Source organism: Streptomyces sp. NPDC002779 (genome assembly GCF_042888685.1).
Lineage (GTDB): Bacteria > Actinomycetota > Actinomycetes > Streptomycetales > Streptomycetaceae > Streptomyces.
This window is the reverse complement of the sequence record NZ_JBIAQC010000003.1, coordinates 481961-501266: the sequence shown is the minus strand read 5'-3', so window position 1 is coordinate 501266 and position 19306 is coordinate 481961. Positions and strand designations below refer to the sequence as shown.

18 protein-coding genes and 1 tRNA gene are annotated in these 19306 nt (G+C 71.1%); 10 read left to right on the top strand and 9 right to left on the bottom strand.

The window, feature by feature from the left end:
* Positions 1-165: 165 nt before the first annotated feature.
* Positions 166-633, bottom strand: a complete 468-nt coding sequence (locus ACFYW5_RS12115; protein WP_389416832.1) for a RidA family protein — start codon at positions 631-633, stop codon at positions 166-168.
* Positions 630-791 carry a DUF4177 domain-containing protein gene (locus ACFYW5_RS12110; RefSeq protein ID WP_389416831.1) on the bottom strand — a complete coding sequence of 54 codons (162 nt, stop codon included), beginning with the start codon at positions 789-791 and terminating at the stop codon, positions 630-632. The genes ACFYW5_RS12115 and ACFYW5_RS12110 overlap by 4 nt, the downstream gene beginning before the upstream one ends.
* Positions 792-886: 95 nt before the next feature.
* Between ACFYW5_RS12110 and ACFYW5_RS12105 the strand changes: the two genes are divergently transcribed.
* Together ACFYW5_RS12105 and ACFYW5_RS12100 are read left to right on the top strand one after the other, a co-directional pair.
* A complete protein-coding gene (locus ACFYW5_RS12105; protein ID WP_389416830.1) occupies positions 887-1864 on the top strand; it encodes an ArsA family ATPase in 978 nt (325 codons plus the stop codon).
* Entirely contained in the window at positions 1861-3201 is a 1341-nt protein-coding gene (locus tag ACFYW5_RS12100; RefSeq protein ID WP_389416829.1) for an ArsA family ATPase, read from the top strand. The genes ACFYW5_RS12105 and ACFYW5_RS12100 overlap by 4 nt, the downstream gene beginning before the upstream one ends.
* A gap of 13 nt (positions 3202-3214) precedes the next feature.
* On the opposite strand, the gene wblA is transcribed toward ACFYW5_RS12100, so the two are convergent.
* Entirely contained in the window at positions 3215-3553 is a 339-nt protein-coding gene (gene wblA, locus ACFYW5_RS12095; protein WP_067033339.1) for a transcriptional regulator WblA, read from the bottom strand.
* Between the two features lie 407 nt (positions 3554-3960).
* On the opposite strand from wblA, the gene ACFYW5_RS12090 reads away from it, so the two are divergent.
* Positions 3961-6312 carry a transglycosylase domain-containing protein gene (locus ACFYW5_RS12090; RefSeq protein ID WP_389416828.1) on the top strand — a complete coding sequence of 784 codons (2352 nt, stop codon included), beginning with the start codon at positions 3961-3963 and terminating at the stop codon, positions 6310-6312.
* Between the two features lie 118 nt (positions 6313-6430).
* Here ACFYW5_RS12090 and ACFYW5_RS12085 read toward each other — a convergent pair whose 3' ends face one another.
* On the bottom strand, positions 6431-6895 hold the full coding sequence (locus ACFYW5_RS12085; RefSeq protein WP_389416827.1) for a GatB/YqeY domain-containing protein: 465 nt from the start codon (positions 6893-6895) through the stop codon (positions 6431-6433).
* A 132-nt stretch (positions 6896-7027) separates the two neighbouring features.
* On the opposite strand from ACFYW5_RS12085, the gene ACFYW5_RS12080 reads away from it, so the two are divergent.
* The 4 genes from ACFYW5_RS12080 (at position 7028) to ACFYW5_RS12065 (ending at position 9281) form a co-directional block, all read left to right on the top strand.
* Positions 7028-7957, top strand: a complete 930-nt coding sequence (locus tag ACFYW5_RS12080) for a metallophosphoesterase (RefSeq protein ID WP_389416826.1) — start codon at positions 7028-7030, stop codon at positions 7955-7957.
* A gap of 74 nt (positions 7958-8031) precedes the next feature.
* Entirely contained in the window at positions 8032-8829 is a 798-nt protein-coding gene (locus ACFYW5_RS12075; protein ID WP_389416825.1) for a Pr6Pr family membrane protein, read from the top strand.
* Between the two features lie 33 nt (positions 8830-8862).
* Positions 8863-8936: transfer RNA gene (locus tag ACFYW5_RS12070), tRNA-Pro, on the top strand.
* Positions 8937-9065: 129 nt separating this feature from the next.
* On the top strand, positions 9066-9281 hold the full coding sequence (locus tag ACFYW5_RS12065) for a DUF4287 domain-containing protein (protein WP_389416824.1): 216 nt from the start codon (positions 9066-9068) through the stop codon (positions 9279-9281).
* 4 nt (positions 9282-9285) lie between these two features.
* Here ACFYW5_RS12065 and ACFYW5_RS12060 read toward each other — a convergent pair whose 3' ends face one another.
* Positions 9286-9978: a TIGR03943 family putative permease subunit gene (locus ACFYW5_RS12060; RefSeq protein ID WP_389416823.1), complete on the bottom strand. Its 693-nt coding sequence runs from the start codon at positions 9976-9978 to the stop codon at positions 9286-9288.
* Positions 9975-10964: a permease gene (locus ACFYW5_RS12055; protein ID WP_389416822.1), complete on the bottom strand. Its 990-nt coding sequence runs from the start codon at positions 10962-10964 to the stop codon at positions 9975-9977. Before ACFYW5_RS12055 ends, ACFYW5_RS12060 begins: the two co-directional genes overlap by 4 nt.
* 173 nt (positions 10965-11137) lie before the next feature.
* Here ACFYW5_RS12055 and ACFYW5_RS12050 point away from each other — a divergent pair, with 173 nt between their 5' ends.
* Positions 11138-13123 carry an NAD-binding protein gene (locus tag ACFYW5_RS12050; RefSeq protein WP_389417011.1) on the top strand — a complete coding sequence of 662 codons (1986 nt, stop codon included), beginning with the start codon at positions 11138-11140 and terminating at the stop codon, positions 13121-13123.
* Positions 13124-13587: 464 nt separating this feature from the next.
* Here the strand turns inward: ACFYW5_RS12050 and ACFYW5_RS12045 are convergent, their stop codons facing one another.
* Complete coding sequence (locus tag ACFYW5_RS12045) at positions 13588-15414, bottom strand: prolyl oligopeptidase family serine peptidase (protein ID WP_389416821.1); 1827 nt, start codon at positions 15412-15414, stop codon at positions 13588-13590.
* A 220-nt stretch (positions 15415-15634) separates the two neighbouring features.
* On the opposite strand from ACFYW5_RS12045, the gene ACFYW5_RS12040 reads away from it, so the two are divergent.
* Both ACFYW5_RS12040 and ACFYW5_RS12035 read left to right on the top strand, forming a co-directional pair.
* Positions 15635-15829: a hypothetical protein gene (locus ACFYW5_RS12040; RefSeq protein WP_389416820.1), complete on the top strand. Its 195-nt coding sequence runs from the start codon at positions 15635-15637 to the stop codon at positions 15827-15829.
* Between the two features lie 43 nt (positions 15830-15872).
* Entirely contained in the window at positions 15873-16658 is a 786-nt protein-coding gene (locus ACFYW5_RS12035) for an SURF1 family protein (protein ID WP_389416819.1), read from the top strand.
* A gap of 516 nt (positions 16659-17174) precedes the next feature.
* Here the strand turns inward: ACFYW5_RS12035 and ACFYW5_RS12030 are convergent.
* Positions 17175-18224: a hypothetical protein gene (locus ACFYW5_RS12030; protein ID WP_389416818.1), complete on the bottom strand. Its 1050-nt coding sequence runs from the start codon at positions 18222-18224 to the stop codon at positions 17175-17177.
* Between the two features lie 86 nt (positions 18225-18310).
* On the bottom strand, positions 18311-18916 hold the full coding sequence (locus ACFYW5_RS12025) for a SigE family RNA polymerase sigma factor (RefSeq protein ID WP_389417010.1): 606 nt from the start codon (positions 18914-18916) through the stop codon (positions 18311-18313).
* Positions 18917-19306: the final 390 nt, after the last annotated feature.

Below are 19306 nucleotides of genomic sequence, written 5' to 3'. Positions count from 1 at the left end.
CGACCGCTGCCGGGCGGGCACCGCCGCAGCGGTGCCGCAGTCGCGCGAGCCAGGACGACGGCCGCTGCCGGGCGTGCCCCACCCCGGCGGGATGCGGGCGCAGGCGGTGGCGGCCGACCTCGCGAAGCCGGTCCGGCTCCGCCCCCGCCCGCCCGCCGCTGCCCGTTACGCCTGTGTCAGTTCCACCTGGATCTCGATCTCCACCGGCGCGTCCAGCGGCAGGACCGCGACGCCGACCGCGCTGCGGGCGTGGACGCCCTTGTCGCCCAGGACCTCGCCCAGGAGTTCGCTCGCGCCGTTGAGGACCGCGGGCTGGCCCGTGAAGTCGGCGGCCGAGGCGACGAAACCGACGACCTTCACCACGCGCGCGATCCGGTCCAGGTCACCGGCGACGGACTTGACCGCGGCGAGGGCGTTGAGGGCGCAGATGCGGGCCAGTTCCTTGGCCTCCTCCGGCGTGACCTCCGCGCCCACCTTGCCGGTGACCGGCAGCTTGCCCTCCACCATGGGAAGCTGACCGGCGGTGTAGATGTACACGCCCGACTGCACCGCCGGCTGGTACGCGGCGAGCGGAGGGACGACCTCCGGGAGCGTCAGCCCCAGCTCGGCGAGCTTCGCCTCGACCGCGCTCACGCCCGCTTCTCCCGCTTCAGGTAGGCCACCAGCTGCTCCGGGTTGTTCGGCCCGGGCACGACCTGGACGAGCTCCCAGCCGTCCTCGCCCCAGGTGTCCAGAATCTGCTTCGTGGCATGGACGAGCAGCGGCACGGTTACGTATTCCCACTTGGTCATGTGGCCGACTTTAGCCGCTGCCGTATCGGCCCCCGCGCACACGTTGTCCACAGCCTCCGGAGTGATCCGGCGGCCGACTGGTTAGGCTCGCATACGTGAGCAGGCTCCAGGTCGTCAGCGGCAAGGGCGGGACCGGAAAGACCACGGTCGCCGCCGCGCTAGCCCTCGCCCTCGCCACCGAGGGGAAGCGGACGCTTCTCGTCGAGGTGGAGGGCAGGCAAGGTATCGCTCAGCTCTTCGAGACTGAGGCGCTGCCCTATGAGGAGCGGAAGATCGCCGTCGCTCCAGGGGGCGGGGAGGTGTATGCCCTGGCCATCGACCCCGAACTGGCCCTTCTGGACTACCTCCAGATGTTCTACAAGATGGGCGGCGCGGGCAGAGCGCTCAAGAAGCTCGGCGCCATCGACTTCGCCACCACCGTCGCCCCGGGGCTGCGGGACGTCCTGCTGACGGGCAAGGCCTGTGAGGCCGTACGGCGAAAGGACAAGAGCGGGCGGTTCGCGTACGACCACGTCGTCATGGACGCCCCGCCCACCGGCCGTGTCACCCGCTTCCTGAACGTCAACGACGAGGTCGCGGGCCTCGCCAAGATCGGCCCCATACACAATCAGGCGCAGGCGGTCATGCGCGTGCTGAAGTCGTCCGAGACGGCCGTGCACCTGGTGACGCTGCTGGAGGAGATGCCGGTCCAGGAGACCGCGGACGGCATCGCCGAACTCCGCGCGGCGCGGCTGCCGGTGGGCCGGGTCATCGTGAACATGGTGCGGCCCCAGGTGTTGGACGCGGCCCAGCTGGAACTCGTACGCGGCACACCCCGTACGGCCATCGCGCAGTCCCTGTCGGCGGCCGGCCTCGGCGGGGCGCGGCGCGGCGGGCACGCGGAGCGGCTGGTGGATCCGCTGCTGCGGCAGGCCGAGGAGTACGCCGAGCGCTTCACCCTGGAGCACGAGCAGCGGGCCGTCCTCGGCGAACTGGGCCTGCCGTTGCACGAACTGCCGCTGCTCTCCGAGGGTATGGACCTGGCAGGGCTGTACGAACTGGCCACCGAGCTGCGAGAGCAGGGGATGACATGAGCCCGGAAGCCCAGACAGGCGCCCATCACCACCTCGCCCCCGCCCGCACCCTGGAGGTGGATCCGCTGCTGGACGACCCCGGGACCCGCATCATCGTGTGCTGCGGGTCCGGCGGCGTCGGCAAGACCACCACCGCGGCGGCGCTCGGCCTGCGGGCCGCCGAGCGCGGCCGGAAGGTCGTGGTGCTCACCATCGACCCCGCGCGCCGGCTCGCCCAGTCCATGGGCATCGACTCGCTCGACAACACCCCGCGCCGGGTGAAGGGTCTCGACGACTCGGCGAGCGGCGAACTGCACGCGATGATGCTCGACATGAAGCGCACCTTCGACGAGATCGTCGAGGCGCACGCGGACCCCGAGCGGGCCGCCGCGATCCTGGGCAACCCGTTCTACCAGTCGCTCTCGGCGGGCTTCGCGGGCACGCAGGAGTACATGGCGATGGAGAAGCTGGGCCAGCTGCGGGCGAAGGACGAGTGGGACCTCATCGTCGTCGACACGCCGCCCTCCCGCTCCGCGCTGGACTTCCTGGACGCGCCCAAGCGGCTCGGCTCGTTCCTCGACGGCAAGCTGATCCGGGTGCTGCTCGCCCCCGCCAAGGTGGGCGGGCGCGCGGGCATGAAGTTCCTGAACGTCGGCATGTCGATGATGACCGGCGCCCTCGGCAAGCTGCTGGGGGGTCAGCTGCTGAAGGACGTCCAGACGTTCGTGGCCGCGATGGACTCCATGTTCGGCGGCTTCCGTACCCGCGCGGACGCGACGTACAAGCTGCTCCAGGCGCCCGGGACGGCGTTCCTGGTGGTCGCGGCGCCGGAGCGGGACGCGCTGCGGGAGGCCGCGTACTTCGTGGAACGGCTGGCCGCCGAGGACATGCCGCTCGCGGGTCTGGTGCTCAACCGTGTCCACGGCAGCGGCGCCGACCGGCTGTCCGCCGAGCGGGCGCTCGCCGCCGCGGAAAATCTTGAGGAGTCCCGCATTGTCGATCAGGAGGGCGGGAAAGCTGGACTTCGTAACTCTCCCGACACGTACGGCAGTTCACCAGATCCCGCATCCGAGGCCGCCGAGGAAGGCTCCCCCGCCGCCATGGCCACGGTCACGGCAGGCCAGGATGCGCCCTCCACCGACGAGCTAACCGCCGGCCTGCTGAAGCTGCACGCGGACCGTATGCACCTGCTCTCCCGTGAGCAGCGCACGCGGGATCGCTTCGCCGCGCTCCACCCCGAGGTGGCGGTGGCCGAAGTGGCCGCGCTGCCCGGCGACGTGCATGACCTCGCGGGACTGCGCGACATCGGAAACCGGCTGGCGGCCGGCCGACCGGAGCTGCCCAACCCCGGGGCCTGACCGACCTGAGCCGTCAGCTCACCGCCGCGTAGTTCTCGTACACCTCGTCATCGTCGAGGGGCAGGATTCCTGCCCCGCGCTCGTACTCCGTACGAGCCGTCTCCAGCAGCCGGCGCCACGAGGTGACGGTGGGCCGCCTGCGCAGCAGTGCGCGGCGCTCCCGCTCCGTCATGCCTCCCCATACGCCGAATTCGACGCGATTGTCGAGCGCATCGGCCAGGCATTCGGTGCGTACCGGACACCCGGTGCACACCGCCTTGGCCCTGTTCTGCGCTGCTCCCTGAACGAACAGTTCATCCGGATCGGTAGTGCGGCAGGCCGCCTGCGCACTCCAGTCGGTTACCCAGCCCATACCGGCGCCGTCCTCTCCCGAATCGAGGCTCCCCCACGGCGGCAGCGGCATATTCACCGCCGCCAGTTGAGGACGTTACGGAAGGTGGGCACAGCGCAACACCCCCAGCGGGCCCAATCTTGAATGGTCCGAACGGACTATGGGTAAGCGGCAGATCACCCGGGGGAGTGAGCTGGGGACATGCGTGATCATCCCGGCAAAGCGGGACAGTTCAGTTGAGTCACAACGGGCGCCAGGTGACACACAAGGCGGATTCGGACACGCCCCCATCAGAAAACTGATGGCCGACCGGAACGATTCGGGGTCGCCGGACGTATTGATACGTGGACCTACTGCTGTGACAGTTGAGAGCAGCTTAGGCCAAGGCATATACGCGTGTCCGGCGAATGAGAACGTAGGCTGCCCCTATGCCAAAGAAGCGCTCGGGCGGTGGTCTGTCGCCAACGCAGCAGGCCGCCAAGTTCCTCGGTGTCAGTGTGCTCTCGGGAGCCGTCCTGGCGGGCATCGCCCTGCCCGCGGTCGGGGCGCTGGGGCTGGCCGCCAAGGGCTCGGTCGAGAGTTTCGACGAGCTCCCCGCCAACCTCAAGACGCCGCCGCTGAGTCAGCGCACCACGATCCTCGACGCCAAGGGCGGCACGCTCGCCACGGTCTACTCACGCGACCGCACGGTGGTCGACCTCAAGGACATCTCGCCGTACATGCAGAAGGCGATCGTCGCGATCGAGGACGCCCGCTTCTACCAGCACGGCGCGGTCGACCTGAAGGGCATCCTGCGCGCCCTGAACCGCAACGCGCAGACCGGCGGGGTCGCCGAGGGCGCCTCCACGCTCACCCAGCAGTACGTGAAGAACGTCTTCGTGGAGGAGGCCGGCGACGACCCGACGAAGGTCGCCGAGGCCACCCAGCAGACCCTCGGCCGCAAAATCCGCGAACTGAAGTACGCGATCCAGGTCGAGGAGGAGCTGGGCAAGAAGAAGATCCTCGAGAACTACCTGAACATCACGTTCTTCGGCCAGCAGGCCTACGGCGTCGAGGCCGCCGCCCAGCGGTACTTCTCCAAGCCCGCGAAGGACCTGAAGCTCCAGGAGGCCGCGCTCCTCGCCGGCATCGTCCAGTCGCCCTCGCGCTACGACCCCGTCAACGACGAGGCCGAGGCCACCAAGCGGCGCAACACCGTGCTCCAGCGCATGGCCGAGGTCGGCAACATCTCCCAGGCGGAGGCCGACAAGGCCAAGGACAAGCCGCTGGGCCTGGAGGTGAGCAAGCCGAAGAACGGCTGCATCACCGCCGTCAAGGGCGCCGGCTTCTTCTGCGACTACGTCCGCGCGGCCTTCCTGAGCGACCCGGTCTTCGGCAAGACCAAGGAGGCCCGGGCCAAGATCTGGAACCAGGGCGGTCTGACCGTCCGGACCACCCTCGACCCGCAGGCCCAGGAGTCGGTCCAGCAGTCGGTCAAGGACCACGTCAACCAGAGCGACGACGTGGCGACCGCGGCGACCATCGTCGAGCCCGGCACCGGCAAGATCCTCGCCATGGGCCAGTCCCGCCCGTACGGCTTCGGCAAGAACGAGACCCAGATCAATCTCTCGGTCGACGCGGCCATGGGCGGCGGCGCGGGCTACCAGCCCGGTTCGACGTTCAAGCCGATCGTGGCCGCGGCGGCGATCGAGGGCGGGATGCCGCCGAACAAGGTGTACGGGTCGCCGTACCAGATGGACTACCCGACCCCGGTGTCGACCTGCGAGGGCGGGACCTGGGACGAAAAGGGCGTCCCGCTCGAGAACGAGAACGAGTCCGAGGTCGGCCCGTACGACATGCGGGAAGCGACCGCGAAGTCGGTCAACACCTACTACGTCGAGCTGATCAGCGACATCGGGATCTGCCCGGTGACGGAGCTGGCCGAGAAGATGGGCGTCGAGCGCGCGGACGGCGGCAAGATGGCGCAGGCCCCCTCCATCGCCCTCGGCACCCAGGAGGTGTCCCCGCTGACCATGGCGAACGGCTACGCCACCTTCGCCTCGCGCGGGATGTACTGCACGCCGGTCGCCATCGAGTCCATCACCCAGAGCGTCGGCGGCAAGGACAAGTCGCTGGAGGTCCCGAAGTCGACCTGCTCGCGCGCGATGTCGGAGAAGACCGCCGACACCATCAACACCCTGCTGCGGGGCGTGGTCGAGGACGGTACGGGCCAGCAGGCGGGCCTCGGCGCCGGCCGCGCCAGCGCCGGTAAGACGGGTACGACGGACGAGCGGTTCGCGGCCTGGTTCGTGGGCTACACCCCGAACATGGCCGGTGCGGTGTGGGTCGGCGACCCCGCGCACAAGCGGAAGATGCAGGACATCACCATCGGCGGCGTCTGGCACGCCAAGGTCTTCGGTGGCCAGGTGCCCGGCCCGATCTGGCGCGACATGATGACCGGCGCGCTGGAGGGCAGGGAGGCCCCCGAGTTCAGCCTCGTCGACATCCCGAGCGGTGACACGGGTGACCGGGACCGTGGCGACGGCGACGGCGACGGCGGCGGTGACCGTGGCGGCGACGGTGACAACGACAACGGCAATGGCGACGAGAACGGCAACAACGGCAACGACAACGGCGGCCTGTTCGGCGGGATCGTCGACGGCGGCACGACCACCGGTACCGATGGCGGCACGAGCACCGGCACGGACGGCGGTACGACCGTACCGACGCCGTCGTTCTCCATCCCGGAGGACTTCTTCCAGGGGCAGACGAACGGGAACGGGAACGGCGGGCGGGACTGAGGCCAGCCGGGACTGAACTGAGCGGTACGACTACGGCCCCTTTCCCTCTACGGAGGTCCTCCACGGAGGTCCTCTACGGAGGGGAAGGGGCCGTAGGTCTGTCCGCCCTCGGGGCCGGTCAGCCCGCGAGGAGCTTCTTCACGGCCGCGGCGACGCGACCGCCCTCCGCCTGACCCGCCACCTTCGGGTTCACGATCTTCATGACCGCGCCCATGGCCCGCGGGCCCTCGGCACCGGCCGCCCTGGCCTCACCGACGGCCTCGGTGACGATCCGCTCCAGCTCCTCGTCGCTGAGCTGCTGGGGCAGGTACGCGGCGAGCACCTCGCCCTCCGCCTTCTCCCGCTCGGCCGACTCGGCACGGCCACCCTGGGCGAAGGCGTCCGCGGCCTCGCGGCGCTTCTTCGCCTCCTTGGTGATCACCTTGAGGACCTCGTCGTCGGACAGCTCGCGCTTCTGCTTGCCCGCGACCTCCTCCTTGGTGATCGCGGCGAGCGTCAGCCGGAGCGTCGAGGAGCGGAGCTCGTCGCGCCCCTTGATCGCGGAGTTGAGGTCATCCTGCAGCTTCGACTTGAGCGTGGTCATGACGTCGATTGTCGCAGGTACGGGCGGCAGAAAGCCCCTCGATTTCCCCGGCGGTCCCTTGCGGGGCGCCCCCGGCGGTCCCCTGAGGGGCGGCCGGACACGGTAGTTGGGACGATCTGACACGATGGAGGTATGCGCGCGCGATACGGAGTACCCCTGGGAATGGCGGCGGCCGGCGCCGCCGGTCTGCTGTATTCGGCGGGTTTCGAAGCCCGCTCCTTCCGCCTGCGGCGGGTGACGGTCCCCGTCCTCCCCGCCGGTATGCGTCCCCTGCGCGTGCTGCAGGTCTCCGACATCCACATGGTGAGCGGACAGCGCAAGAAGCAGCGCTGGCTGCGCTCGCTGGCGGGCCTGCGCCCCGACTTCGTGATCAACACCGGCGACAACCTCTCGGACCCCGAGGGCGTACCGGAGGTGCTGGACGCGCTGGGCCCGCTGATGGAGTTCCCGGGCGCGTACGTCTTCGGCTCCAACGACTACTACGGCCCCAAGCTCCGTAACCCCGCCCTCTACCTGATCGAGAAGGCGCAGGGCAAGCACGGTCTGAACGGCAACCCGCCGGCCGTCGGCGCGCTCCACAATCCGTGGGAGGACCTGCGCGACGGCTTCGACACGGCGGGCTGGGTGAACCTGACCAACACGCGCGGCGCCCTGAAGGTCGACGGCGTGTCGGTGGAACTGACGGGGCTCGACGACCCGCACATCAAGAGGGACCGGTACGCCGAGGTCGCGGGCGGCCCGTCGGGTACGGCGGACTTCTCGATGGCCGTGGTGCACGCGCCGTACCTCCGCGTCCTGGATGCCTTCACGGCGGACGGCTATCCCCTGGTCCTGGCCGGCCACACGCACGGCGGCCAGCTCTGCATCCCCTTCTACGGCGCCCTGGTCACCAATTGCGACCTGGACACCGACCGGGTGAAAGGCCTCTCGACGCATACGGCGGACGGCCGCAGGGCGTACCTGCACGTCTCGGCGGGCTGCGGCGCCAACCGCTACACCCCGTTCCGCTTCGCGTGCCCGCCGGAGGCGACGCTGCTGACGCTGGTGGAGAAGCGGCGGTAAGGGGTTGACGTGGGGGTAACCCGCACGGGCCACCCGCATGGCCCGTTATGCCCCATTTGCTTAGCGTGGGGGGCATGACCGCCCCCATACCCAGGGACATCCCGGACCTGCCCGCGATCCCGGGCATTCCCGGGTTCCTGCCCTCGCCCGTTCCCGCCACGGCCGTGGTGGAGCCCGTACGCCGCCGCCTGGCCGCCGCGTTCCGCCTGCTGGTCGCCCTGCTGGCGGCCGGGGCGGTGACGATCGACCTGGTTCTCGGCAGCCCCCTGCGGGTGCTGAGCTACTTCACGATCCAGAGCAACATCCTGCTGGCACTGGTCATGGTGCTGGCGGCACGCCGGGCATGGGCGGCCCGCCGCCCCCTGGCGTCGGGCCTGACGGGCGCGGCCCTGCTGTACGTGTCCACCACGGGCCTGGTGTACCACCTGCTCCTGGCGAACGCGTCGAGCCCGTTCTCGATGACGGGAGACACGGCACCGTCGACGGGCTGGCACGCGGTGACCAATCTCGTCCTGCACACGATCACCCCGGTCGCGGCGGCCCTGGACTGGCTCCTGCTGACGGCACCGGGCAGCCTGCACCTGCGCCAGGCGGCGGCCTGGCTCCTCTACCCCCTGGCGTACCTGGCCTTCTCCCTGACCCGAGCCGAACTGCTCCCGGCCGGCACCCCGGCCCGCTACCTCTACCCCTTCCTCGACGTGGGCCTGCACGGCTACAAGAGCGTCCTGGGCAACGCCCTCCTGATCGGCCTGTCCATCTACGCCCTGGCCGTCCTCCTGGTCGTCCTGGACCACACCCGCCCCAACATGGTCCGCCACCGGGCCCACCACCGCGCCAAAACCGGATTTCGTCTCCAGCCACCGGTGGGCTAAAGTAAACGACGTCACCGCGTCGAGCGGGGACATCGGGGTGTAGCGCAGCTTGGCAGCGCGCTTCGTTCGGGACGAAGAGGTCGTGGGTTCAAATCCCGCCACCCCGACGCTGTACAGAGGGCCTGGTGTGTAGGTTGCACCGGGTCCTTTGTCGTGTTCTGGGGACCGATGAGTTTGGGTGGGGTGGGGAGTCTCTTCTTCGGTAACGCCGTTCGGCACTACAGGAGAGGTTCGATATGACCGCCGTGGTGAAGGGTCCCGCCAGTTACTTTCCGTCCATCGAGAAGAAGTACGGGCGGCCGATCCCGGAGTGGATGGAGCTCATACGGGGGGCTGGGCTCAGTAAGCACATGGAGCTGGTGGGGTGGCTCAAGGCGGAGCACGGGGTGGGGCACGGGCATGCCAATGCTCTGGTGGCGTACGCCCTGGCCAGCGGGGACAAGCAGGGGTAGGGGTTCACGTTTCGTCGTACGGGTCCTCCGGGGGTGGCGTCGGGGTTGCCCTCGTCACCTTCAGGTAGGGGATGGGGGCGCCGTTCACCGGGTCTTTCGTGGTGCGGGGGGTGTAGGTGCCCGTTACGCGTAGCCAGGTGTCCGGGCGGAGTACCGGGGGGACCTGGCCCGTCAGGGCGATCTTGATCGGCTGGGCGTCCGCCGCGCAGCAGTTCAGGGTCATGCGGACGAGGTAGGGGGTGCCCGAGGGGGACAGGGCTACGAAGCCGGTGATCTCCACGCGGCGGTTCTTCAGGGTGCGGCCCTGGTCGTAGACCGCTCTCGCCGCGTAGTCCGGCAGGGAGAGGGGGGTGGGGTCGTGGGGTGGCAACTCCTCGTATCCGTACGGCTCTTGCAGGGCCGTGCCGGTGCGGAGTGCGCTGTATGAGCCCAGGGCCGGTGGGGCCACCAGGATCAGGGCCAGGACCGGGAGGGTCAGGAGCCAGCTGATGCGGGGTTCCGGGTGGGTGGGCGGGGTGGGGGTCTTGCGTTCGTACCAGACCGTGGCCAGGGCCGCCGCGATCAGGATGGCCGCGGAGAGCAGGAGCAGCGGGCGCAGGCCGGATTTCACGTAACGGAGGTACAGGTCCGTCGTGCCGGCGTGCAGCAGTGACGCGCCCAGCAGGAACAGGAGGGCCGCCTGGGCCTGGCGCTTCACAGGAGCACCGCGCCGGTCGCCGTCGAGACCGCCACCGCCACCACGAAGGTGGTCGGAGCGAAGCGCAGCGCGAAGGCGCGGCCGAAGGTGCCCGCCTGCATCGCGAAGAGCTTCAGGTCGATCATGGGGCCCACGACCAGGAAGGTGAGCCTGGCCGTCAGGGAGAAGTGGGTCAGGGACGCCGCCACGAACGCGTCCGCCTCCGAGCAGAGGGAGAGCAGTACGGCCAGGGTCGCGAGGGCGAGGATCGCCAGTGGTGGGTTGGACGCCAGTTGCCGCAGCCATGTCTCCGGTGCCGCCGCCTTCAAGGTCGCCGCCGCCATCGCGCCCACCACCAGGAAGCCGCCGGCGTGCATCACGTCGTGACGGACCGAGCCCCAGAAGGCGGCTCCCCTGGTCTGCCGCTCGTGGGACGAGCGGATCGGTGGGCGCAGCCAGTCCGCGCGGCCCAGGCGCAGCCACAGCCAGCCCATCGCGCAGGCCGTCACCAGGCTCGCCAGCAGACGGGCCAGGACCATTTCCGGGGTGCCGGGGAAGGCCACCGCCGTCGAGGTCAGGACGATCGGGTTGATCGCGGGGGCCGAGAGGAGGAAGGCCAGGGCGGCGGCCGGGGTCACTCCCCGGCGGACCAGTGCGCCCGTCACGGGGACCGACGCGCACTCGCAACCCGGCAGGACCGCTCCCGCCGCTCCCGCCACCGGGACCGCCAGGGCCGGGCGGGCGGGGAGGGCCCGGGCGAAGAACGCCGGGGGGACGAACACCGCGATCACCGCCGAGAGCAGCACGCCCAGCACCAGGAAGGGCAGGGCCTGGACCATCACCGCCACGAAGACCGTCGTCCAGCTCTGCATCACCGGGGCGGACAGGGCTCCGCGCAGGGGGTTCTGCAGGAGCACGGCGAGCAGCAGCAGTGTGATGAGGAGCAGAGGCGCGGACTGGCGGCCTTCGTCCTGGTCGGGGGGTCGGGGGCGGGTGGTGGTAGCCACGGGCGGTCGCGTCCCTCCGGTGGGCTCTTGCTCGTCTTCCTCCCCTCTTCTACGGGGAGTTGGCGTTCTTTGTTCAGGTGGATGCTGGAACCACTTGTCCCGGTGAGGCAGTCTTTCCCCTCGTGGTGAGCGTTCCGAGTCAGGGTCAGCCGGGTGGTGCGCCGGCCGCGCACATGGTGGTGTGCGGCGACGACGGGCTCGCGCATCGGCTCGCCGCCGAACTGCGGGGCGTCTACGGCGAACAGGTCACGCTCGTCGTACCGCCCTCCGAGCGGGAGGTGCGGCCGCCGGTGGTCGGGCGGGCGCGGGCCGCTTCGGCCGCGCTGCTCGACCGGGTGGTCAGCGCCGCGGTGAGCCGGGCGGCGGGGAACGGGACTGCGGGGAACGGGGCGCCGGTCGGCAGCGCGCGGGTCGTGGAGGCCACCGAGGTCACGGAGGCGGTGCTGGCGGACGTCGGGGTGGAGCGGGCCGCCGCGCTCGCGCTCGTCTTCGAGGACGACGAGACCAACATCCGCGCCGCCCTGACCGCGCGGCGGCTCAATCCCCGGCTGCGGCTCGTTCTACGGCTCTACAACCGGCGGTTGGGGCAGCACATCGAGGCACTCCTCGATCAGGCGGCCGCGTTGGCCACGGGGGACGGTGTCTCCGACGCCTCCACCGTCGTACTGTCGGACGCCGACACCGCCGCTCCCGCGCTGGTCGCGACCGCGCTCGTCGGGACCAGCAAGGTCGTACAGACCGATGGGTTACTGCTGCGGGCGGTGGAGCGGCAGCCGGGTGGGGACGGGCGGGTGGCGGCGGGCGGGCTGGCCACCTTGGCGTTGCTCTCCGGGCCGGGGAACGATGCCGGTTCTTCCGAGAGCGGGGAGCAGGGGCCGCTGTTGCTGCCCGACGAGGCGGCGGTGCGGGAGGCGCGGGGGCGGGGGGCCGTCGTGCTGGAGCAGGTGTCGTATTCGGGGCCTTCCATGTCGGGTGGGCGGGGGGTGGTGCCGGCGTTCGGGTCGCTGTTCTCGCGGCGGCTGCGGTGGTCGTTGGCGGGGCTGGTGGGGTGCGTGTTCGCGCTGGCCGGGGCGTTGACCGTGGCTACGGGGGATCATCCGCTGCACGCCACGTACGAGACGCTGCTCGATCTCTTCGCCATCAATGAGCCGGCGCTGCAGGAGTCGACGGGGCGGCAGGTGCTTCAACTCCTGTCCGGGTTGCTGGGGTTGCTGTTGTTGCCGGTGTTGTTGGCGGCGGTGCTGGAGGCGCTCGGGACCTTTCGGAGTGCCTCCGCGCTGCGGAAGCCGCCTCGGGGGCTGAGCGGGCATGTGGTGCTGCTCGGGCTGGGGAAGATCGGGACGCGGGTGCTGACGCGGCTGCGGGAGCTGCATGTTCCGGTGGTGTGCGTCGAGGCCGATCCGGAGGCTCGGGGGATGGCTACGGCTCGGCGGTTGCGGGTGCCTGTGGTGCTGGGGGATGTCACGCAGGAGGGGGTGCTGGAGGCGGCGAAGGTTCATCGGGCGGATGCGTTGTTGGCGGTGACCAGTGCGGATACGACGAACCTCGAGGCTGTGCTGGCGGCTCGGTCGGTCCGGCCGGACCTGCGGGTGGTGCTGCGGTTGTACGACGACGACTTCGCGACCGCCGTGTACCGGACGCTGCGGGCGGCGCATCCGTCCGCCTCCACTCGGAGCCGGAGCGTGACGCATCTGGCTGCGCCGGCCTTTGCCGGGGCGATGGTGGGGCGGCAGATTCTGGGTGCGATTCCGGTCGAGCGGCGGGTGTTGTTGTTCGCGGCTGTGGAGGTGGGCGGGCATCCGCAGTTGGAGGGGCGGACTGTGGGGGAGGCGTTTCGGGCGGGGGCCTGGCGGGTGTTGGCGTTGGATACGGCGGTGGGGGGTGCGGGGGGATCGGGGCTGGGTTCGGGTTCGGGTTCTGGTCCTGTTTCGGGTGCCGGTTCCGACGGTGGGGGCGGGGATTGGGGTGGGTGGGGGTCTGTGGGGATCGGAAGGGCTGGGGGGTCCGGAGGGTCCGCGGGGACCGGGGGGTCTGGGCTGGTGTGGGATCTGCCTGACACGTATGTCCTGCGCGGGGAGGACCGGGTGGTGCTGGCTGCTACGCGGAGGGGGCTGGCGGAGTTGCTGGGGCGGAGGCGGTGGGAGTCGGCGGGGGCGTGAGCGGGGCACCGGGGCTGGCGGGGTCGGTCGCCTTGTAGGTGCCGGTGGGTGCGGGTGGCCGCCGGGTGGGACGCGCGCGCCCGGGTGCTGGCGGGGTGCCGGTGTGTCGGGGGCACCGGCGGGTGGGACGCGCGGCCCGGCGCTGACGGGGTGCCGCGTGTGGAGGTGACCGCGGGGTGGGACACGCGGCCTGCGCTGACAGGGTGCCTCCCCGAGAGGGGGGACCCCCAGCGCCCACCCGTGCCGCCCCAGCGGCACGACTGCCCGCAGTTGGGCGGGTAGGGCTGCGGTAACGGCGGGTATCGGCAACGCGCAGCGGCGGCGGGTGTGGGTGCGCCGCAGGCTGAGTCGCAGGGGTGGTCCAGCTTGCGCGAGCCGTGAACACCGCCGCTGGCGCGGGTGTTGTTGCCGGGTGGGGCCCGGCCCAGTGGCAGTGTTGGCTGCGGGTGGGCCGGATGGGGGTGTCAGGGGGTTAGGTGGCGGGCTGCGAAGTCGAGTTCCAGGCGTACTTGTTTGATGCGTTCGTCGACTACCAGGGAGCCGTGGCCGGCGTCGTAGCGGTAGACCTCGTGGGGTGCGCCGCGGGATGCCAGGCGTTGTACGTAGTTGTCGATCTGGCGGATCGGGCAGCGAGGGTCGTTCACGCCTGCGGAGATGTAGACGGGGGCTTTCACGTTGTCCACGTAGGTGAGGGGGGAGGAGGCCTCGAAGCGGTCGGGGACCTCCTCGGGGGTGCCGCCCAGGAGGGTGCGGTCCAGGGCCTTCAGCGCTTCCATCTCGTCGTGGTAGGCCGTGACGTAGTCCGCCACCGGGACCGCCGCGATGCCCAGGGCCCAGGCGTCCGGCTGGGTGCCCAGGCCGAGCAGGGTGAGGTAGCCGCCCCAGGAGCCGCCGGTGAGGATCAGGCGGGCGGGGTCGGCCAGGCCGGAGGAGACCGCCCACTGCCGGACTGCCTCGATGTCCTCCAGCTCGATCAGGCCCACCCGGTGCTTCAGGGCGTCCGTCCAGGCCCGGCCGTAGCCCGTCGAGCCCCGGTAGTTGACCCTGATGACCGCGTAGCCGTGGTCGAGCCAGGCCGCCGGGCCCGCGGCGAAGGCGTCGCTGTCGTGCCAGGTCGGGCCGCCGTGGATGTCGAAGACCGTGGGGAGGGGGCCGCCGGTGTGGTTCGCCGGCTTCTGGATCAGCGCGTGGATCCGGCCGCCGGGGCCCTCCACCCACACGTCCTCCACCGGGACCGAGCCCGGCGACTTCATTCCCGGCGGGTCCAGGACCACCTCGCCGGTCGTCGAGCGGACCGTCGACGGCTCGGCCGCCGAGGACCACAGGAACTCGACGGTGCCGTCGGGGCGGGCCGTCGCGCCCGAGACCGTGCCCTGGGGCGTGGGGATCCTGGCCAGTTCGTGGGTGGTGAGGTCGTAGCGGAAGAGCTCGCTGCGGGCCTCGTGGCTGTGCGCCACCAGCAGGCCCGAGCCGTCCGGGTACCACTCGGCGCTCACATCGCCGGGGAGGTCCAGGGACAGGTCCGTCTCCTCGCCCGTCGCCACGTCCCACACCAGCGGTTCCCAGCGGCCGCGGCGCTGGTGGCCGACGAGGAGACGGGTGTCGCCGTCGACCGGGGCGAAGCCCAGCACCTCCAGGCCCAGCTCCACGGTGCCGCCCCGGGTGTCGTCCAGTTCGGCGACCGCCGAGCCGTCCGGGCGCAGGACGCGCAGGGCGGAGTGCATCGCGTCGCCGTGCTCCGTGTGCTCGACGGCGATCAGCGAACCGTCGTGGGAGAGGTCGCCGACGCCCGCGGACTCGCGGTGGCGGTAGATCTCCGCCGGGGGCTCGCCGATGCGGGCGACGTGGATCGTGGTGCCCTCGTCGTCCGTCGAGCGGCCCACGATCGCCGTACGGCCGTCTCGGCCGAGGGCCAGGCCCGCCGGGTAGGAGGCGTCCAGGCCCGGGGTCGCCAGCTCGTCCTCGCCACCCGTGAACGCCTGGCGGCGCCACACGCCGAACTCGTCGCCGTCCTTGTCGTCGAACCACCAGATCCAGGCGCCGTCCGGGGAGAGCACGCCGTCCGTCGTGCCGTTCGGGCGGTTGGTCACCTGGCGCTGCTCGCCCGTGGCGCGGTCCCAGGCGTACAGCTCGTACGTCCCCGTCGCGTTCGACACGAACAGGGAGCGGTCCGGGGCGTCCTCCGCCCAGTCCGGCAGGGACACCCTGGGCGCCCGGAAGCGCTTCTCCCAGTCCGGCATGTCCCGGTTCTGCTGCTGATCCGGCGCGGCGGACCCGTTGCTCTCAGTCATGGCCCCATAGTGCCTGGCCGGACCGACACCGCGCTGGCCCGGTCCTCAGGCTGTGGATAACTTGCTGTGGATAACTTCCTTGGACGGTGACCGCCGCGGCGTTGTCAGTGGTGGGGTGCACACTGCGGGGCATGACCGAATTGCGGAAGACCGTCGGGGAGTTCTGGGCCGCCGCGGAGGCGCGGGACTGTTCAATCGGGAGTTTCCCGGGGACTGGCATGTGCGGATCGAGCGGATCGTCGCCGAGGCGGGGCAGGCCGTGAGCTGGATACGGTTCACGAACGGGGACGAGGTGAATGTGGGGATCTCCTTCTTCACCGGGGACGAGCGGGGGCTGATCACCGGGGTCACGGACTTCTGGCCCGAGCCGTACGAGCCGCCCGCGGACCGGGGTCATCTCACCGGGCGGTTCTGACCCCGCGGGTCGGGGGGTGGGGTGGTGCCCGTACCGTGGTGGCGTGTACCGGTTTCTGCTGACGCCCCGTTGGTGGGGGATCAACGTCTTCGTGCTGCTCGCCATCCCCTTCTGCATCTTCATGGGGTCCTGGCAGCTCAGCCGGTTCGAGGAGCGGGTGGCGGACCACCAGGGGGCCGAGGCGCGGGCCGCGTCGGACAAGCGGGAGGCTGCTCGACCCCTTGCCGAGATGCTGCCTGTGGACAAGTCGACGGTGGGGAAGCAGGTCACGGCGACCGGGCGGTACGGGACGCAGTTGCTGGTGCCGGATCGGGAGCTGGACGAGCGGCGGGGGTTCTACGTCGTGACGCTGCTGCGGACCTCCGGGGGCTCGGCTCTGCCGGTGGTGCGGGGGTGGCTGCCTGGGGATGCCGATGCCGCGAAGGTGCCGGCCGCGCCGTCGGGGGTGGTGACCGTGACGGGGGCCTTGCAGGCGTCCGAGCAGCCCGGGGAGAACGGGGTGCCTGGGCAGGGCGGGTTGCCTGCGGGGCAGGCCGGGGCGATCAGTGCGGCGTCCTTGGTGAACCTTGTGCCCTACGACGTGTATGACGCGTGGGTGACCCTTAATGAGGGGGACGGCGGGATGAAGGCCGTGCCGGTGAGTGCGCCGGGGGGCTCAGGGTTGGATCTGAAGGCGTTCCAGAACCTCGGGTATACCGGGGAATGGTTTGTCTTCGCCGGGTTCGTGGTCTTCATGTGGTTCCGGTTGTTCCGGCGTGAGGTGGAGTTCGCGCGGGATGCGGAGCTTGGGCTGGTGCCGCGGGAGGATGACGAGCGGGTTGGCGTGTGAGGCGCTCCGGGGGGCACTCGCCCTCGCTGGTGGAGTGCCGCTGCGTCCCGGTGACCGCCGGGTAGGACGCGCAGCCCGGCGCTGGCGGGGTGCCTCCCCCAGAGGGGGGACCCCCAGAGGGGGGGACCCCCAGAGGGGGGACCCCCAGCGCCCACCCGTGCCGCCCCAGCGGCACGACTGCCCGCAGCTAGGCGGACACGGCTGGCCCGCAGCGGCGGCGGGGACGGCAACTCGAAGCCCCCGCAGCCGCACAAGCCCTGCGGGCGCCCGCTCCCGGGTGGGGCCCGCCCAGCGGCGCAACTCCCCGCAGCTGGGCGGATACGGCTGTGCCGCAGCGGTGGCCGGTACAGCCGTCCCGCAGACCTACGAGGCCGCTGCCTGGCGGCCCCGCCCTCAGTGGTCCACACCGCAAGAACAGCACGGCGGCCGGCTCAGTCGGCCAAGCGAGTGCGACTCCCCGCCGCAGCCGCGAACCGCAACCCGCGCCGCCGTGAATCCTGCCGCCCCGCCGGAGGCCTACGCCCCGGCCAGTACCCCGGTCCAGTACACCGTCCCCGCGCAGGCCCCCGTGATGGTGGCCTGGGCGCTGGGGGCGCCCGGTTCTGCCGTGTTGGTGACCGTCACCGTGCCGTCCGTCGTGCCGTCCTCGGTGAGGAGCTGGGTGGACATGCCTCCGTCGGTGCCGGTCGCGGTGCCCTCGGTCGTGCCCGTGCCGGTGGACGGGCTGGGGTCCGGGGTGGGTTCGCCGCCGCCGCCGACCGTGCCGCCCGAGTTGTCGCCCGTGGTGGAGCAGGCCTCCGAGGCGACCCAGGCGAACTTGACCTCGTAGGACGCGCCCGGCTTGAGCAGCAGGGAGGTCAGTTCCAGGGAGGGGTCGGGCAGGGCCATGGCCGGGTCGCCGGAGATGTGCCGGGCCGTGGAGATCTTCGTCGGGTCCGCCGCGCCGCCCGCCACCGCGCTCAGCGAGCCGGGGTTGGTGACTGTGCAGTCCACGAGGGAGGAGTTGGTGAAGCGGAACGTGCCGTAGACCGTGCCCGCGCCGTCCGGCGCGTCCGCGCCCGCCGCGGCGACCGCCAGCTGCTCCGCCGTACACAGGGCCGCGCCCGTGCCGGTGGTCACCGCCGGGTCGGCCGAGCCGCCGGAGTCGGCGCCGCCGTCGTCGCCCTTGCCCTCGTTCTCCTTCTCCTCGTTCTCCTTGCCCTTGTCCTCGGTCTTCTCGGAGGAGCCGCCGGACGAGTCGTTGCCGGTGTCGGGGTCCACGCCCTGGCTGGCGCCGCCCTGCGTCTGGGTGCCGTGGCCCGCCACGGAGGGGTTGGCGCCCGGGCCGGTCGTCTGCGAGACGTGCACCAGCGCCGGAACCGCCGTACCCACGAAGAGGGCCGCGGCGGCCATGCCGACGAGGGCCTGCCGCTTGCGGGCCCGCCGGGCGGGCACCGCCCGCCGCAGATGGTCCAGTGTGCCGTCGCGCGGCTCGATCTCCTGCACCGCGTCGTGCAGCAGCCTGCGCAGGTCCAGATCGTCCGAGTCGAGCCCAAGTGGGCTCTGGCCGTCGGGGCCGTGGTTCACAGTTCCGTTCCCAGCGTGCGATTGCTTCGGCGTCCGGTCCCCGTCCGGGACGCCCGGGTGACGCCGTCGTTCGTCATGGTCGCCGCTCATGCGGGCGCCTCCATCGCGACCCGCAGCGCCGCGATGCCGCGCGAGCCGTACGCCTTGACCGAGCCCAGCGATATGCCGAGCGTCTCGGCGACCTGGGCCTCGGTCATGTCCGCGAAGTAGCGCAGGACGAGGACCTCGCGCTGGCGGCGCTGCAGGCCCTTCATCGCCTTGATCAGGGAGTCGCGCTCCAGCTGGTCGTAGGCCCCTTCCTCCGCGCTCGCCATGTCCGGCATCGGCTTGGACAGGAGCTTCAGGCCGAGGATGCGCCGGCGCAGGGCCGAGCGGGAGAGGTTCACGACCGTCTGGCGCAGGTACGCCAGGGTCTTCTCCGGGTCCCTGACACGTTTGCGCGCCGAGTGGACGCGGATGAACGCCTCCTGGACGACGTCCTCGCAGGAGGCGGTGTCGTCGAGGAGGAGCGCCGCGAGGCCCAGCAGCGACCGGTAGTGGGCGCGGTAGGTCTCGGTGAGATGGTCGACCGTCGTACCGGCGGCCGCCGCGTCCTCGCCGTACTCGGCGCCGTCACGCTGACTGGGGATGCGGGTCGGCCGCGCTGCGGGCATGGGCGCGATCACCGGCATGCCGCCGGGCGAGCCGGGCATGCGGGTGCGGCGGGAAGGGCGCGGGGGCCGGAGGGCCGTGCCGCGCGTCGCCGCATGAAAGTCGAGTACCTCTGCCACGCCTGTTGGACACGCTTCCCCCCAAGAGGGTTGTACGTGCCGGACGTCACGTTTGTGTCAGGCAGCACGACTGACGGCGCCTCAGATGCACTCATGCGTCCCGCTCTTCCCTTATGTCCCATATGAACGGACGTCCCCACGCCCTGCTCATGGCGTCCCCACGCCAGAAAAACGCGTCCACACACCCGCCGAAGGGCGACCGCAAAGACGCTCCCCGCCCTCCGCGCGGTTGCGGAGGGCGGGGAGGAAATCTTCGAACGCCGAAGAGGTCCAGTTCAAGTGGTACGGACCATCATCCGGCTCACATCATTC